This window comes from Rothia aeria, assembly GCF_016726365.1.
GTDB lineage: Bacteria > Actinomycetota > Actinomycetes > Actinomycetales > Micrococcaceae > Rothia > Rothia aeria.
Map to the genome: position 1 here is coordinate 1836624 of NZ_CP068102.1, position 16150 is coordinate 1852773.

Here is a 16150-nt window from a genome sequence, read left to right on the forward strand (position 1 = left end):
TGCATAGGTACCCCAGTATTTTAGAGGGAGCGGCGCATCCGCAGACCGCGCGGAGTCGTGTAAAAGCCCTGCGCAAGCAGTGCGCGCCGTAACGCCACCACCGGATGCTCGGTCAGCCGGTTAGAATCGGCCTTGGAGGCTCCCCGATGATTCGGCGGTTCCGGGGTCGCTAGAATATCACAATCGTTGAGTTTTTCCACCACGATCTTCTCAGCAATACCCGCCTGCACGATGCGCGCCAGCAGCGGAGCCGCAGCCTCAAGTTTGAGAGGGTCAGCCGTGAAAGACAGCAGGGTTTTGCCGCCGCGTTCCAGATAGAGGACCGCTTCACCATCGAGCAGGATGAGGCAGGCACCCGCCTTACGCCCCGGACGATGCCGCACGGACCGAGCGGTCTCTGCGCTTTCGCGCGCAGCCTCTTCCGCACCGCCGAATGTAGAAGAGACCGAGAGCAAGCTGGGGACGGAAGGCCACGTGAGCGCCGCACCATAGGGATTCGCAGGGTCTGTAGCCGCCAACAGAACACCCTCAAATACACCGAATACTTCCTCGGTTTTTGTTCGCTTTACTCCGGTATTCTGCGGGGTGTCGGTGCCAATATTAGTGTAGGAGCGCACCGCATCCACTGTTGCTGGGGAGGCAAACTGAGCCGCACCCAGCCCCTCAATGAAGTATCCGCGCCGCACCAGGGCACGTTCCTCGGCAGCCGCATAGACGCGGTACAGGGCCGCAAAGCCACCGGGCACATCCTCAGAGGCGAGCGCGCCGCGCGTGAGCACACCGTACCTGTCTAAAAGAAGCTCCGCGCGAGCATAGGCGGTAACGGTCGCATCCGCTTCCTGCGAAGACTCGGTGCCCCCAGTATGAGGGCGGCTCTGGGGAAGGCTAATATGGCTGAAACGTCCGGAATCCCGGGCCGAAACCTGCGGATCAGAAGAGCTGGCACGGGTGCCGCCCAAGCCGCTATACCTGCGCGGATAAGCACCCACAGAAGTACGCGCCGCCGACAATCGTGCGGCACCGCGCCTGCGCACCGGGCGCGCTAGGGGAGCGGCGGGCCGCACCGGATGCGCACTCGATCCGCCCGCCAGCATGGCACGTACCGGGGCGAAAGTATCGTTCGTGACCAACCCCGCCCACACCAGGCGCCACAGCGCGGCGGATACCTCCGAAGCCTCCGGAAAATGCACAACCTCGCCCGAGGCGGCGCGAGAGGCCAAGATGTCGTTCACGCGCTCACGAAGCGGCATAAAGAATAGCCCGCCGCCGGAAAGCGCCTCAAAGACGGCGTGCTCCACCGAGCCCAGCTCATCCAAGGCCTGCGTGCGGGAAGAATCGGGCAGGGTCAGCTCGGCGGATTCGGTAAGATGCAGGCTCACCCAGCCGTCATTGCCGGAGATTTCGCCTTCGCCGCGCCAAAGCACCTCTCCGCTGGCCAACAGACTATCTAAGAGCTGCGGCGAATAATCACGCACCCGTGCTGGCAAGACGAGGGTCTCCAAAGCAGAGGCGGGCACACGCACCCCGGCCAGCTGATCAATGACCGTCAGTAAGCCTTCGCGACCCTCTAATGCCTCGGCGGATGAACCTTTGTTTTCGGCAAGAACCTGAACCGTGCGTTCGGGCTCGTAATACGCACCGTACTCGGTGGTTTCTGCGAGCCTGCGCGAAACCTTGACCGTCTGCGTGCGCACTCCCTGCCAGGTGGGCAGGAACGCACCATAGGCACGCTGTGGCACCGGCTCAATCTCGCGGCGCAGCGCCGCCAAAGACCGGGCACGAAGCAGGCGAAGCACCTCGGCGTCCACCCATTCCAGGCTTGCCGTGGGCGCGGGGGAGGGCGGTATCGTATCGGCTGCCTCCGCGCGAGATACACGCAGTTCCTCGGGCAGGTACTCACCCGAGAACAGCCGATTCTGCGTCTCTAAAGCGCGTAAAACCGGCAGAATAGCACCCGAACCCGTCGGCGTGATGCGGCTGAAATGGGCGCTCGCCTCGGCTGCGGTAAAGGGGATGTGCGTGCGCGCATACCGCGAGATTAGGTCTTCGAGCGGCGCGGCGACCGGCATGAGGTACGCCTGAGCAATCCCGACCGGAAGCGGCAGCCCTAACCCGTCGCGCAGCCGGGCGGCGTCTTCCACTGCGGCATAGATCGGTTCCGTGCTACCCGCTATATTTGAGTGCGGATTGATAACGAATGCCCTGCGGGATGCGACCAGCTCTTCGGCAAGCGTGCGCGCCTCTTCGGCGGTGGCGTGCGGGGTAGTTTCAAGGTCTTCTTCCGGTAGACCCTCGGCGGTATTTTCGGCTGAGTGCCCGGTCTCATGTGAAATATCAGCCTTTTTAGATCGACTTTCGCTGCCTTTTGGAGTGCTCCAAGAGACCTCGGGCACGGCCTCAACCCCGGACCCCTCATTCCCGCGCATCCGCAGCGCCAGCTCATTTGCCGTGAGCGGACCGAGCTGGCGCAGAAGATCCGCCACACCCTCAACCCCGCGTGCCCGATACTTCACCCCGGTGCGCTGAAGACGCTCCTGAACCTCAAGAATCACCTGCGGATCCAGCAGATCGCGCAGCTGAGCGGTACCCAGCAGCTCCGCCAAAAGCGCCGGATCCAGTGCCAAAGCGGCAGCGCGGCGTTCAGCGGCGGGCGCATCCGTATCATAAATATGCTCCGCCACGTACTCGAAAAGCATGGTGCGGGCAAAAGGCGAAGGCCCCTCGGTCTGCACCTGCGACAGGCTGATGCGCCGCGCGGCAATATCCCGATGCAGCTGAAGAAGCGCAGGAACATCATATACATCCTGCAAGCATTCGCGGGCGGTTTCCAACAGAATCGGGAACTCGGGGTATTTGCGCGCAACATCCAACAGTTGCGCCGAACGCTGGCGCTGCTGCCATAGGGGAGTACGCCTGCCCGGATCGCGGCGCGGCAGAAGCAGGGCACGGGCGGCGCTCTCTCGAAAACGAGACGCGAAAAGCGCCGATTCGCCCACACGATCCTTGACGATCTCCTCTAGCTCATCGGGCTCGAAGAGAAAAAGTTCAGCACCCAGCGGGGTATCTTCCACCGCAGGAATACGCAGCACAATACCATCATCTGCCGCAAGCGCGCTGGCATCAATACCGTACCGTTCCTGCACGCGGGCGCCCACCGCCACAGCCCAAGGCGCATGCACCGGATACCCGTACGGCGAATGCAAAATAACGCGCCAATCTCCCAGTTCATCGCGGCAGCGCTCCACCACAAACCGCGTATCGGTGGGGACCACGCCGGTAGCCTCGCGCTGCTCCCGAATATAAGCGAGCAAATTATCGCTCGCCCAAGAATCCAGCCCTAACCGGGTCAGCTCGGCGCGTATCGCAGCCGTCGCTGAGGCGTCTTCGCTTCCGGAGTCAGCACCCGCAGACTTCGCTAACTCGCGGGTAAACTGCCCCAGACGACGGCCCAACGCCACCGGGCGGCCCACCCGCTCACCATGCCAAAACGGCAGGCGTGAAGGCTCGCCGGGTGCGGGGCTCACGCGCACCGCATCGTGTGAGATGTCCTCGATGCGCCAACTGCTCGCCCCCAAGGCGATCACATCGCCTGCCCGCGACTCGTAGACCATCTCCTCGTCCAGCTCGCCCACCCGTTTAGGTGCTTTGGAATCCTCAGAACCGGCCAGGTAGACAGGAAAAAGCCCACGATCGGGAATCGTCCCGCCCGAAGTCACGGCAAGCCGCTGCGCACCGGGTCGCCCCTCAATCGTGCCGCTTGGCGCATCGGCAGTGGCGGCGCGATCCCAAATAATACGCGGGCGAAGCTCCGCAAACTCATCGGAAGGGTACTTGCCCGCCAGCATCTCTAAAGTACTGTCATAGAGCGCGCGCGAAAGGTTCGCGAAAGGAGCGGTGCGGCGCAGCGCCTCGTACCAGGCATCCACCCCGATAGGCCCCAAAGCGCAGGCGGCGACGGTCTGCTGGGCAAGCACATCCAGCGGGTTCGCGGGAACGGTAAGCGGTTCTAAAGACCCGGCGAGCATACCGGACAGAGCCACGGCAGAGCCCAACAAATCCCCGCGATGCTTCGGATAAAAAAGCCCGCGCGAAACCTCGCCCACTCGGTGCCCGGCACGACCCACCCGCTGCAGACCGGAAGCCACCGACGGCGGGGACGCCACCTGAATAACCGCATCCACATGCCCCATATCGATGCCGAGCTCCAGGGAACTTGTGGCGACCACACACCGCAGCGAACCATTCTTGAGGGACTCTTCGATAAGCGTGCGCTGATCCTTCGCCACCGAACCGTGATGCGCCCGCGCCAACGGCGCAATATCTGGATCCTCACCAATGTCAGGCAGAGGCTCACCCGCAAGCTCGCGCCGTGAGAGCTCGCGGCGCACATGAATATCGTTGAGAGCCGCGGTAAGTTTTTCGGCAAGCCCACGCGAGTTCACGAACACGATCGTAGAACGATTATTCTCGATATCGTCCACGATGCGTTCCTGAACATAAGGCCAAATCGAGGCACGATACCCGGACGCGCGCTCGCCCTCACCGCCCGGCTTCCGTGCCCCGGCACCCGCCGTCGCGCTCGCGGCACCATCTTGTTCGGCAGAGCTGTTCAGCAGCTCAAGAGATAATCCTTCTTCACCGGGGAAGGTGCCAATAGCATCCGCAAGAGTATAGGATGGCGCATCATCGGCTGCCTGAACCTGCAAATCCGGGGCGTTCGGGGCTGAACCGGGCGAATCCTGCCCGCGCGGTGCCCGTTGCTCCCCGGGGGCATAGCTGCCCTGCCCGTAATCGTTTGCCCCGCCGAGCGCCGCCATATCCGGCACGGGTACCGAGAGCCGCAGATCCCAACGTTTGGGCACCTGCCGCGCCACGATTGTCACCGGGTGCACCCCGCCTAAAAATGTGGCGACGGCTTCGGGTGGGTTCACGGTTGCAGAGAGTCCGATGCGCTGCACCGGTCGCTCCACCAGCTGATCGAGCCTCTCCAGGGACACCGCCAGATGCGCCCCGCGCTTAGTTCCCGCCAGGGCGTGCACCTCGTCCACAATCACAGTTGTCACGCCGGTGAGTGTCGAACGTGCCGCAGAGGTCAGCATAAGGTAGAGCGATTCGGGGGTGGTCAGCAGAATATCGGGCGGGTTGCTGATAAGCTGCCGCCTCTCTCGCGCCGGGGTGTCACCGCTTCGAATACCCACGGTAATATCGGGCGGGGTTCGCCCGGATTCCTTCGCCGTATGCGCAATCCCCGCAAGCGGCGCGCGCAGGTTGCGTTCCACATCCGCCCCGAGAGCTTTCAGAGGTGAAACATACAGGATGCGCGTACCGCCCGCACGCTTTTTCTTGGTCTTGTGTGTTTCCCGAGCGTCCCCGTTTTTCTGCGCCTGAGCCGATGTCGTAAGCTCGCGCTGACCCGGTTCTGTGCTTTTGTCGCGGTAGAGCGCATCGAGCGCCCACAGGAAAGCGGCAAGGGTTTTGCCGGAGCCCGTGGGGGCGATAATAAGCGCGTTTTCGCCCTTGCTGATACTCTCCCAAGCGCCTTCCTGCGCGGCGGTCGGGGTGCCAAAAGCGTTGCGGAACCATTGCTGAGTGGCGGGTGAGAAAGGTGCTAGAGCGTCGGGCATGGTTCCATTATCCCGAAAATGTGCGGTGCGCAGCGGGGTTTAGGTCATGGTGGGCTGTCGCGACTACGGCGGCTTGGCGAGAAGACCCCTGTGATGGTGAATATGGGGTGCCACCTGGGGCTTTGCCAGTACCGCCGGGGTGTTCATAGTGTGGACTGTTCCTGTATGTTTCGCGCTACATTTTCTGTCGGTTAAACAACGGTGAGGCGTTGCGCGGTGCACTGAAGCCTTCCATGTGGTATGTCTGCGCTTGGTATATCTCTGGTAAATACAGGGCTAAGGATCGCGCACAGTGAGGGAGAGGATGTTTACGATGATGTTTGACCGGCCCCCGATAGCAGGGTAATGTTTTATCTGTAAAGTTTCTAAAGGTAACAATTAGAGGAGCCTCATCATGACTCGCCTGAACGACGAACAGCTCAACACCCTTTTCAATGAACCCCGCACCGTGAACGCATTCACCGAGCAGCCCGTCACCGACGAGCAGCTGCAGAAAATCTATGAGCTGGCCGCTATGGGCCCCACTGCTTTTAACAGCCAGCCGCTGCGCATCACCTGGGTAAAGACCCCTGAGGCTCGCGAGCGCCTGGTCAAGCACATGATGGACGGGAATAAGGAGAAGACCCTCAACGCCCCCGTGACCGCTGTGCTGGCTTTCGATAAGAACTGGCAGAAGCGTTTTGGGGAATTCGCGCCCCAGGCCGCTGCCTTTGAGTCCTACTACGAGGCTGAAGAGGCGCGTATTCCCGCAGGCGCGCTGAGCTCTGCACTTCAGGCTGGCTACTTCATTACCGCCGTGCGTGCTCTCGGTTTGGATGCTGGCCCCATGACCGGCGCGGATTTCGACGGTATCGCCGCTGAATTCTTCGAGGGCACCGACCAGCAGCCCTTCCTCGTCGTAAACCTGGGTTATGGTGTGGCTCCCGAGTATCCGCGCGGTACCCGTTTTGAGTTTGATGACGTAACCCGCAGCATCTAAAAGCTGTGTTTCGCGCTCGCTGAGCCGCCGCATATTCGGCATTGAGCGAGACCAGCGAGAGTAAGCCGCAGAACTCCGGTAGTGATGTACATGTGTCCGGGGACCTGTGAGCGCCTGATTTTTGCCGGTGGCTGCCGTATCTGATGATGCGGCAGCCACCGGTTTTTGTTAAACCCTGAGGGAACGGGGGAACTGTTGCAGTGCGAATTTTGGGGTAGCTTTATGGCACGGGCCGGTGCATGATGGGAAGAACGGCGCGGTAGCCTTTCGTGGGGCATATAGATTCACTGTGCCAAAAGAACCCGACGTCATAGGAAAGGATATGAGAGATGACCCGTTTGTCTGAGGACCAGATCACTGCTCTTTTCCGTGAGCCCCGAACTATGCGTAAATTTACCGATCGGCCCGTCACTGATGATCAGCTTCGGGAGATTCAGGAACTTACCTATCTGGGGCCCACGGCCTTCAATAGCCAGCCTTTGCGCATCACCTGGATTAAGAGTCCTGAGGCCCGGGAGCGCCTAGTGAAACACCTGATCGAAGCTAATCAAGAAAAGGCTCGTCAGGCACCCGTTAACGCCATACTCTCATACGATAAGGCGTGGATAGACCGTGCAGATGTGTTTAATCCCCGCGCGGCAGAGACTATTAGGAGCTACTGCACGACCGAGGAAATTGTTACCTTCGCCGCTCAGCAGAGCGCCAACCTGCAGGCCGGTTACTTTATGACCGCCGCGCGCGCCCTTGGTCTAGATGCCGGTCCCTTATGGGCCGATTTTGAGGGGCTGTATGAAGAATTTTTTGCGGGGACCGACGAGCATCCCATCCTTGTGGTGAATCTAGGGTACGGTGTTCCTACCCAGCACCCGCGCGATACTCGGTTCGGATTCGACGAGGTGACCCGCAGCCTCTAAACACTGTGTTTTGCGTTTGCTGAGCCGCCGAGGAACATTTATGGCACCCGGCGAGATTACCGCAGAGACCCGGTACGCGGCGAACGGAGAGGCCCACGAATATCTCTGATTCACCGGCGGCTGCCGCATCTGAATGATGACGGTAGCCGTCTTTTCGTTAAGATTTTTGACACTGGGACGGTAAAACCGGCGTTTGATGGGGTGCGGGGTACACAATGGGAATAACCCCACCTGGCAGGCCCCGCAGAGAGGAAAATGCAATGCCCCCTCACTACCACGACACCATTAACCTGGCGAACCCCACCCACAGGCCCCGTCTGGAGGAAGAGCAGCGTGCCGCCCTCTACCTTCAGCCGCGCACCTGCTACCGGTTTAGCGAGGATCCCGTCACTGAGGAGCAGCTGCGTGAGATTCACCAGCTGACTGTCATGGGACCCACCGCCTACAATAATCAGCCGCTGCGCATCACCTGGGTACGTTCCCCGCACGCGAAAGAACGCCTATTGACTCACCTGCATGAGGGGAACCGCGCATCTGCTTCCCAGGCCCCGGTGAATGCGATTCTTGCGTTTGAGCGGAACTGGCAGAAACGTTTCACCGAGTTCGCCCCGCACGCTGTGGCCGCGCAGAAGTTCTTTGAGGATGAGGGCGAGCGTATCCCGCTGGGGCGGCTGTGCGCGCAGGTTCAGGCGGGGTATTTCATTACCGCTGTGCGTGCTCTTGGCTTGGATGCTGGCCCTATCACCGGCGCGGATTTTGAGGCGATCGCAGCGGATGCGGTGCTGCTGGGTGGGCAGGATCAGCAGCCGTTTCTGGTGGTGAATATTGGTTACGGGCTGGGGCCTTTCCGGGAGCGTGGGGTGCGGTTCAGTTTTGAGCAGACCACCCGCACTGTCTAGGCCCACAGGGTGGGGAATATTCTCGCCCAGTAAGCGTGTCCAACTGGTAAGCTAAGGCTCAACTAGTGTATAAATAAAGTATTGTGTAGATGCTTAAAGGCGGCTCTCCCGGTTTCTCGGGGGAGCCGCCTTATAGTTAGGGCGTATTTGGTGCATAGAGCGCAGAATCTGCGCCCCACCCGGCACCGCGGGTACGCCGTGCCGCTGCGTGGCTAGGCGCCGAATTGGCCCACGAAGAGCTGCGGCACGTTAGTGCACGTGTCCTGGTCGAAGTCGAAAGCGTACCCTTTACCCGACCCGGGCAGCCACACGGTGAGTTTGGGGGAGTTCTGCACCACACAGTTATCGCCGTGCGATGATGCGCTCACGCGCCGCATGGCGGCTGTGGTGGTCTCGCCCGACTGGAGCACCACCCCGGAGGGGTTCATAAGGTTACCATCGAGTTGGGAAGATATGCCCATAATGCTGCTGCCGTCCGTGTTGGTGTGCGCCACATCCGGGTTGCCTTTCAGACGGCAGGGTCCGGCAGAGACATTGGTGAACGACAGGGTGTACTGCTGCGACCCGGCGGTTGAAGGGCCGGGGGTGAGCGATACCGAGACCTGGTTCTCGGTGCATGCCTGCGCACGGCTCACAAGTGTGCCGCCGCTGGATTCCTCGCTGGAGGCCCCACCGCTTCCGCCTCCTGCGGGCTGGGCGGCGGGTTCTTGCTGAGTGCTGGAGCCGCTTGAGCCGCCGCTGCCGCCTGAGGAGCTGGAGCTGCCTGAGGTGCGCCCCGAACTGCCTTGTGAGCCGCTTCCTTGCTGTTTCTTGGTGCCGGAAGAGCTGGATGAAGAGGAGGAAGAGCCACCTTTTTCGGTGCGTTTACCGCCGTCTTTTTTCTCCCCGTTGGTGCCGCCTTTGTCGGAGTGCTCATCGGATGAGCCGGGCGACTCCTCAGAGTTCTGGTGCTCTTTCTCGTCTTCTTTTTTCTTGTCGTTATTGTTTCCGCCATTGACCACGTTAATGTCGCCGGGCGCGACCGAGCCTGAGGGGTTAGCTGAGGCATTGGGGGAGGCGATGGTGATGGTGCCGGGGGAGACGCTCGCACTGGCCTCGTTCTGGGCCGGTGCGTTCTGCGTCTGGTTGGTGTCGCTGGAGCCGCATCCGCTCAACGTAAACGCGCACAGTAGCGCCGTGGAACAGATGAGAGTCCGTGCCGAAAGTTTCATTACATTGCCGCCTGTAAGGTGATGGACGCGCCGTCCATATCTGGGGTGTATTCTACCTGGCAGCATAGGCGGGAGTATTCGTTGGCTACATCGTCAACCATATCGAGTAGGTCAGCTTCTGCGTCTGTACGCTCGCCGGATGCTGCAATATGTTCGGGGTCAATAAAGGCGTGGCAGGTCGCGCAGGATGCGTTCCCTCCGCAGGTTGCCAACACCGGGAAACCGTGGGAAAGAAGCGATTCGAGTAGGGTGTGGTGTTCTTCCCACTCGACTTCACGACTATCGCCGGTCTCATCGGTTACCTTAATCATGACGCCCATGCGTTCCTCCTGTGCGTTTGTGTAGATGCATATCCATTCTATGCGTCAGGAGGGGTATTAATCGCCTTCGAGAGGCGAATTATGGGGGTGCAGTGGCGGACATTATAGCCTCTATAAAGTTGCTATTGCCTTACTAACACTAGGCTTAGCCTACCCCAAATCAGTGGTTATTGTTAGGCGTCCTCCACGGAACATTTCACAGTATATCCCCATTGTGCACACCGTGTGAGCCACACATTCGGCGTGCACCAAGGCCGCAGATAAAGCCCGCCTGCCCCGGTGCTGTCCAGGCGGTGGGTGGGCCAGCGTGCGGGAGCGTTTTCCAAAAAGCCCGTGACAGGCACAAAGACCCCAGGGGTGCCCGCCGGGTGAGGCGTATGGGCTGTGGGGCACCCCATAAAACCGCCGCTGGCACCCCTTCTAATGAGGGGCGCCAGCGGCAGTATAACGTGAGGCAATACACGGGCTATATTTGCAATGTGCGGGCAAAAGATTCAAAGACGCACCGGCCCGCCACACCTCGCACCTACAGCAGAGCCTTTACGAAGGCTGTAACTGCGTTGGAGGGTCAGAGCCTTTCGTGCCTGGGGGTGGGTTCACCGCGGCGCGTGTACTCGGGTCGGTCCCGTTTAAGGTTCACCCCGAACTCGCGGCGCATATCGCTGACCGAGTTCTTGTACCAGCGCTGACTATCGGAGGGGGTCACCGGCATGCTTACACTCTTGCCGGGGAACGCATCATGAGTGACTTTGTAGTGGGTTTTGCCGTGCTCAACCGTGAACCCGTGGGTCTCAAGCAGTTTAATGTAGCTGGGCATATCGTTCGGGATTTTCACGCCGCGCTGGGCCTTCTGCCCGCTGAGCCGGGGCTGATTGTGCGGAGTGGGCCGAGTACCCGGTGAGGCAGAGGCCTCCGCCACGCTCAGGATGGTTTTACGCACCGAATCGACGATCACCTCGTACCCGTTGAGCCGGTACCCGGTGCGGGCGCTGTGCCCCGGAACCGCTGACACCTCAGAGTCGATGCTCTCCAGCACCAGAATCAGCTCTTCTTCGCGCAGCCCCAAATCCTTCATATGCTGCTCAGCTGCCTCAGCCAGCGAGTATTTGCCGACCATCCCATCGTCAATTTTCCGTAGCGACATAACGGCCGAGCTGTTGTGGGTGAGCACCACCCGATACCCCAGTTTTTTGCTGGTGTATACGGGTACCTCGTACCCGTTGTTATGGCTGGTGCTGTATTCGGCGTCGGGGTCGTTAATAATGTCTAACAGCAGCGCATACCCCAGGTTTTCCCGCATCATATAGTGTTTCAGTCCGGGGGTCACCCCGTAGTTGCGTTCCTCTTCGGGCACGCCCGCATAGAATTCTTCTTCAAGGGACGCCCAGTGGGCTTCTTCTTCGGCGCGTTCTTTTTCCACCTGGATGAGGGGGGTCAGCTGGGCCTTGGGCATTTTAATGGCGGAGGGCGTGGGCACCGCCGAGAACGTATTGAGTGCTCGCGGGTGCTGCTTGGCGAAGAGCGTGGCAATCTGCGGGAGCACCTCAAAATACAGGTTGAGCAGGTCGGCATCCAAGACGCGGTCTTTGGTGAGGGCGCTGTGCCCGGCGGGGGAGAGAAGGTCCCAGTCGCCGTCCTCATCGGTGTAGGTGTAGGTGGCGTAGGGGGCCATCTTCTGCAGTGCTTCGTAAAGTTCTTCGGGCACGTCGAGTGTGTAACCGGCCATGACTAGTCCTCTTTCAGGGGTTTAATGGAGCGGATGGTGCGGCCGTCTGGGGCAACGAACACTCGGTACTCATGGTCGCTGTAGGCGGTCAGCCACGAGGGGGCCGGGTCCACGCTCTTAGGTTCTTCAATGATGCGGATAACGCGGTTATACGGGATGCTGTGCATCACCATGTAGTGTTCTACGGCGGGGGCGAAGGTGTACGGCAGTTTCTCCTCACTGGTGTCGTCTAGGAACTCGTCGTAGAAGTCACGTTCGTCTTCAACATTCAGCACCGTGTTCGAGCTGGTGTTCAGCTCCACCCGGTAGTCGTCGTACCGGTAGTGGGTGGTCCAGCCGTTGATTTTTTCGGGTACCCCGCAGTCAATAAACCGTTTAATGTCTTCGTAGTCGAGGTTGAGCTCTTTAATGTGTTTGAGCATTTCGGGCCGGATCTCTGGGTATTTCGAGCCGGATGCTTCCGGGTGGGGAACGGCGCGGTGCTGCGTTTTATGCAGCCTGCGCAGCAGCGAGTCCCGCTTGGTGCCGCGCAGGTAATACTGGTCGCCGAGGGTTTTGCTGAGCCGCTCGGTATCGAGCAAATCGGTGTGTTTCTCTTGGCTCACTGTGTAAGGTGCGATAGCTTCCACCTCTTTGAGTGGCCACACCCTTTCTCCTGCCGCTTCCCCATGCCGTGCGCCCCGGGACGGCTTAGTGGCGTAGTATTCGGCGATGGCTGGCGGTTTGTAGGTGAGCGGTTTGAACTTACCCGCTAGGGCGGTGGGGCTTGGGATGGGGCCGGTAGGGGTTTTCGGCTCAGCCTTGGATACTTCCGCCAGCTTCGGCAGCGGTGAGCTGGGCGGCTGCGGTATTGGCCGCTTAATATCTGGATGGTTCCGCTGCTGTGCTTCGGTGACGGCGGGCTTTGGGGCGGTAGGGGTGGGGCGAGACGGTGTAGGGGTTGGCTGTGAAGTTTGCTGTTTTTGAGGGTTTGTATCTTCGGTACGTTGATGTATTTCTGCTGAAGTATGATAGTCGGTTTTTTGGGATTTTGTATCTTTTATCTGTTGTGTAGTATCCGCTCGGGAAAAAGGTGTTTCGCAAGGTTCACTACGTGGTACGAAGTTTTCTTGAAGAATTGCCGCCATTGTGCGTATGAGTAGTTTTGCGTCCGGCTCTAGCGGTGCACACGGGCAGGCGAGCTCCGTTTTATGGGAATCATATACGGCCCAATGCGAACATTTTGGGGTGGCTGGAAAAACACTAAACTTACCCAGTTGGGCGATTTCTGTGAGCTGGCGAGCTATTACTCGCGGTATGAGCAGGGTGGTTGTAGCCACTGCTACCTCCTAGGGCGTGTAGGCATACTAGTTGTATTCTTGCGTGGATATAAACTTTGGGTTGTGCTACTGTCGTCGCTGCCCTAGAGTTTTACCTCAATATCAGGACGACACCGGAAGTGGTGCTGTCCCATACACCTCGCGCCTTATCGTGATGCGAGGGCGGTATACCAAACACACTTTCCAGGGTAACTTTTTTGGGGTTCTGTGGCTATGAAATCGGCTCATAGCCAAAAAATAGTTTTTCCGATAGGTGCATAGTACGGTCTTTTTTACAGATTTGGTGGCAAAACTGTGCATTCGCCACCAATTTTTTCCTGTGTAACTGTTGCAGGTTGAGCTTTTTCCGGTGCATCTTCTCCCGTGTGCTCAGATTTTCCGCCGCAACAGCAGGGGATAGGGGTGGTTTCCTGGGCTGTACCGCTGCCGCTGCTCACTTCACGTTTCTTGCGGGAGGGCGCACTCACACCCTTTCGTTATCGAAACGTAACTTTTGACGAGGTTAAAGAAGTAAAGCCAGTACTGCACGAACTGGCATCTCGTGAAGCAGTCGCACTCATACGGATGGAGCACCGAACCCTTTTGCCGCGCCGTCTTGCGCCTCAGAATGCGGTGGCGCTACTGGTGTTCCACAGGTACAGCCGTGCGTTGGGTGGGCATCAAAAAAGCCCTTCCTGATGAAGAGGAAGAGCTTTCACAGTGTGCGCCTGGAGGGATTCGAACCCCCAACCTTCTGATCCGTAGTCAGATGCTCTATCCGTTGAGCTACAGGCGCATGTTCCGTGGTTTGAATTTTTTCAATCCGTCGCGGCAACAGGTAATACTCTACGGGATTCCTTCACACACTGCAAGTTGAAATTGAGTGTATTGGCTCACAATTAAGACGGTGGTTTTCTTCCCCGGCGTACCCGCTCTGTCGAGCCGCACAATCCCCTGGGCAATCACTCCCGTCGCGGTGTTGGCGTCCTGTCTGCCTATTGAGGTATCGCACCAGGTCAGCGCAATATTTTGCCTCTGTGTGGCGCACGCACCGGCAAAAAATCTGGGATACGCATCGCAAACACCCCAGATGTTCCACACAACAAGGGTATATGCGCTATTCTGTAAACACACGAGGGAGTGGAAAAATTTCATCGGCGTGCGAGCCCCTCGGCCCTGTGCGCCGTTGTTATTTAACCGCCCCAACCAGTCAGACGCGCCTGGCCAGCGAAGGTGCCCGGCATACAAACTCAAAGGGGAATAAAGTCAATGACTGATATTTCACGCGGAGCTCTTTCCGCAGAGCTAGAAAAAGACCTGCAGAACGCACCGACCACCCATGCCGGTCTGCTTGAATGGGTGCGCGAGGTTGCAGCCCTCACCGAGCCCGACCGTATCTACTGGGTTGATGGTTCCGAAGAGGAATACAACCGGCTTGCCCAAGAACTGGTCGATGCAGGCACCTTCGTGCGCCTGAGCGATCACGAGTTCCCCAACTCGTATGCAGCGTTCTCTGACCCCGACGACGTGGCACGCGTGGAAGAGCGCACCTTTATCTGCTCACAGACCGAAGAAGGCGCAGGCCCCACTAACAACTGGCGTGACCCCGTGGAGATGAAGCAGACGCTCACCGGCCTTTTCAAAGGTTCGATGCGCGGGCGCACCATGTACGTCATTCCTTTCGTCATGGGCTCTTTGAAAGCGAAGAACCCCAAGATGGCGGTCGAAATTACCGACTCCGCCTATGTGGTGTGCTCAATGCGCATTATGGCAACTATCGGCAAGGATGTGCTCGCGAAACTGGACGAAACCCAGGGCTTCTTCGTGAAGGCGCTTCACTCCGTAGGTGCCCCGCTTGAGCCCGGGCAGGCAGATGTGCCCTGGCCCTGCAACCCCGAGAAGTACATTGTGCAGTTCCCCGAGACCCGTGAAATCTGGTCCTTCGGGTCAGGCTATGGTGGCAACGCGCTGCTGGGCAAGAAATGCTATGCGCTGCGTATCGCCTCGGTTATCGGTCATGATGAGGGCTGGATGGCTGAGCACATGCTCATCCTCAAGGTCACCAACCCCGAGGGCGTTACCCGCTACATCTCCGCCGCATTCCCCTCTGCCTGCGGTAAAACCAACTTTGCGATGATGGACCCCACCATCGACGGCTGGAAGGCCGAAATGGTCGGCGACGATATCGCGTGGATCGAATTTGACGAGAACCACCAGGCTCGCGTCGTTAACCCCGAGGCGGGTCTTTTCGGCGTGGCACCCGGCACCGGTTACTCCACTAACCCCAACGCCATGAAGGCAATCTCTAAAGGCAACACTATCTTCACCAACGTGGCGCTCACCGATGACGGCTCCGTATGGTGGGAAGGCAAGACCGACGAGGCACCCGCGCACCTGACCGACTGGACCGGCAAGGACTGGACTCCTGAATCGGGGCGTCCCGCAGCGCACCCCAACTCGCGCTTCTGCACCCCCGCATCCCAGGTGGATATGCTCGCCCCCGAGTACTACGATCCTGAGGGCGTGCCGCTGAGCGCCATCGTGCTGGGCGGTCGCCGCAAGACCACCGTGCCGCTGGTCTCCGAATCCGACAGCTGGGAACAGGGCGTATTCCGCGCGGTCACCCTCTCCTCTGAGACCACAGCAGCCGCAAAGGGTGCCGTCGGCGTGGTTCGCCGCGACCCCATGGCAATGCTTCCCTTCATCGGGTACAACGCGGGCGACTACTTCCAGCATTGGATCGACCTGGGCAAGAAGCACGGTGCCGAGAACATGCCGAAGGTCTACTACGTGAACTGGTTCCGCCGCACCCCCGACGGCGGCTTCGCATGGCCCGGATTCGGTGAAAACTCCCGCGTGGTCAAGTGGATCTTCGACCGCCTCGACGGCAAGGGCGGCGGCACGCAGACCTTCCTGGGCACCGTACCCACGAAGGAAGACCTCGACCTGACCGGTCTGAGCATCAGCGATGAAGAACTTAACGCAGCACTCGCCGTTTCAAAGGACGAGTGGGTGGCCGAGCTGCCCGGCATTGACGAATGGCTGGCGAAGTTCGGCGATAAGCTCCCCGCAGAGGTCAAGGCTGAGCGTGACGCACTGGCTCAGGCGCTTGAGAACTAAGTAACTCTTCATCCCACGCGCGGCACCTCAGCGAGAGAACAGGGCAGAAACCTGTGGTC

The 16150-nt window shown here is 59.6% G+C and carries 10 protein-coding genes and 1 tRNA gene; 4 read left to right on the top strand and 7 right to left on the bottom strand.

Features of this window, described 5'->3' with window-relative positions; all coding sequences use genetic code 11:
- Nucleotides 1–20: 20 nt before the first annotated feature.
- The gene (locus tag I6I94_RS07970; RefSeq protein WP_201620586.1) at nt 21–5624 is read right to left on the bottom strand and encodes an Lhr family helicase; all 5604 of its coding nucleotides are present in this window, start codon (nt 5622–5624) and stop codon (nt 21–23) included.
- A gap of 394 nt (nt 5625–6018) precedes the next feature.
- Between I6I94_RS07970 and I6I94_RS07975 the strand changes: the two genes are divergently transcribed.
- The 3 genes from I6I94_RS07975 to I6I94_RS07985 all read left to right on the top strand — a co-directional run bounded on the left by I6I94_RS07975 (nt 6019) and on the right by I6I94_RS07985 (nt 8416).
- The gene (locus tag I6I94_RS07975) at nt 6019–6603 is read left to right on the top strand and encodes a malonic semialdehyde reductase (protein WP_128087074.1); all 585 of its coding nucleotides are present in this window, start codon (nt 6019–6021) and stop codon (nt 6601–6603) included.
- 329 nt (nt 6604–6932) lie between these two features.
- A complete protein-coding gene (locus tag I6I94_RS07980) occupies nt 6933–7517 on the top strand; it encodes a malonic semialdehyde reductase (protein WP_037236980.1) in 585 nt (194 codons plus the stop codon).
- Nucleotides 7518–7777: 260 nt separating this feature from the next.
- The gene (locus I6I94_RS07985; RefSeq protein WP_006887607.1) at nt 7778–8416 is read left to right on the top strand and encodes a malonic semialdehyde reductase; all 639 of its coding nucleotides are present in this window, start codon (nt 7778–7780) and stop codon (nt 8414–8416) included.
- 212 nt (nt 8417–8628) lie between these two features.
- Here I6I94_RS07985 and I6I94_RS07990 read toward each other — a convergent pair whose 3' ends face one another.
- The 6 genes from I6I94_RS07990 to I6I94_RS08015 all read right to left on the bottom strand — a co-directional run bounded on the left by I6I94_RS07990 (nt 8629) and on the right by I6I94_RS08015 (nt 13767).
- A complete protein-coding gene (locus tag I6I94_RS07990) occupies nt 8629–9627 on the bottom strand; it encodes a DUF4232 domain-containing protein (RefSeq protein WP_158214251.1) in 999 nt (332 codons plus the stop codon).
- Nucleotides 9627–9947, bottom strand: a complete 321-nt coding sequence (locus I6I94_RS07995; protein ID WP_006887635.1) for a 2Fe-2S iron-sulfur cluster-binding protein — start codon at nt 9945–9947, stop codon at nt 9627–9629. The genes I6I94_RS07990 and I6I94_RS07995 overlap by 1 nt, the downstream gene beginning before the upstream one ends.
- 568 nt (nt 9948–10515) lie before the next feature.
- Nucleotides 10516–11673 (bottom strand): hypothetical protein, encoded by a 1158-nt coding sequence (locus tag I6I94_RS08000; protein WP_128087071.1) that lies wholly within the window; start codon nt 11671–11673, stop codon nt 10516–10518.
- Nucleotides 11674–11675: 2 nt separating this feature from the next.
- A complete protein-coding gene (locus tag I6I94_RS08005) occupies nt 11676–12992 on the bottom strand; it encodes a hypothetical protein (protein ID WP_201620587.1) in 1317 nt (438 codons plus the stop codon).
- A gap of 272 nt (nt 12993–13264) precedes the next feature.
- Entirely contained in the window at nt 13265–13429 is a 165-nt protein-coding gene (locus I6I94_RS08010) for a hypothetical protein (protein WP_201620588.1), read from the bottom strand.
- Between the two features lie 265 nt (nt 13430–13694).
- Nucleotides 13695–13767 (bottom strand) — tRNA-Arg (locus I6I94_RS08015).
- Between the two features lie 473 nt (nt 13768–14240).
- Between I6I94_RS08015 and I6I94_RS08020 the strand changes: the two genes are divergently transcribed.
- Nucleotides 14241–16091: a phosphoenolpyruvate carboxykinase (GTP) gene (locus I6I94_RS08020; RefSeq protein WP_037236990.1), complete on the top strand. Its 1851-nt coding sequence runs from the start codon at nt 14241–14243 to the stop codon at nt 16089–16091.
- Nucleotides 16092–16150 lie beyond the last annotated feature (59 nt).

Coding starts and splice junctions, on each gene's coding strand:
- I6I94_RS07970 (WP_201620586.1), bottom strand. CDS start 5,624: ATGCCCGACGCTCTAGCACCTTTCTCACCCGCCACTCAGCAATGGTTC.
- I6I94_RS07975 (WP_128087074.1), top strand. CDS start 6,019: ATGACTCGCCTGAACGACGAACAGCTCAACACCCTTTTCAATGAACCC.
- I6I94_RS07980 (WP_037236980.1), top strand. CDS start 6,933: ATGACCCGTTTGTCTGAGGACCAGATCACTGCTCTTTTCCGTGAGCCC.
- I6I94_RS07985 (WP_006887607.1), top strand. CDS start 7,778: ATGCCCCCTCACTACCACGACACCATTAACCTGGCGAACCCCACCCAC.
- I6I94_RS07990 (WP_158214251.1), bottom strand. CDS start 9,627: ATGAAACTTTCGGCACGGACTCTCATCTGTTCCACGGCGCTACTGTGC.
- I6I94_RS07995 (WP_006887635.1), bottom strand. CDS start 9,947: ATGGGCGTCATGATTAAGGTAACCGATGAGACCGGCGATAGTCGTGAA.
- I6I94_RS08000 (WP_128087071.1), bottom strand. CDS start 11,673: ATGGCCGGTTACACACTCGACGTGCCCGAAGAACTTTACGAAGCACTG.
- I6I94_RS08020 (WP_037236990.1), top strand. CDS start 14,241: ATGACTGATATTTCACGCGGAGCTCTTTCCGCAGAGCTAGAAAAAGAC.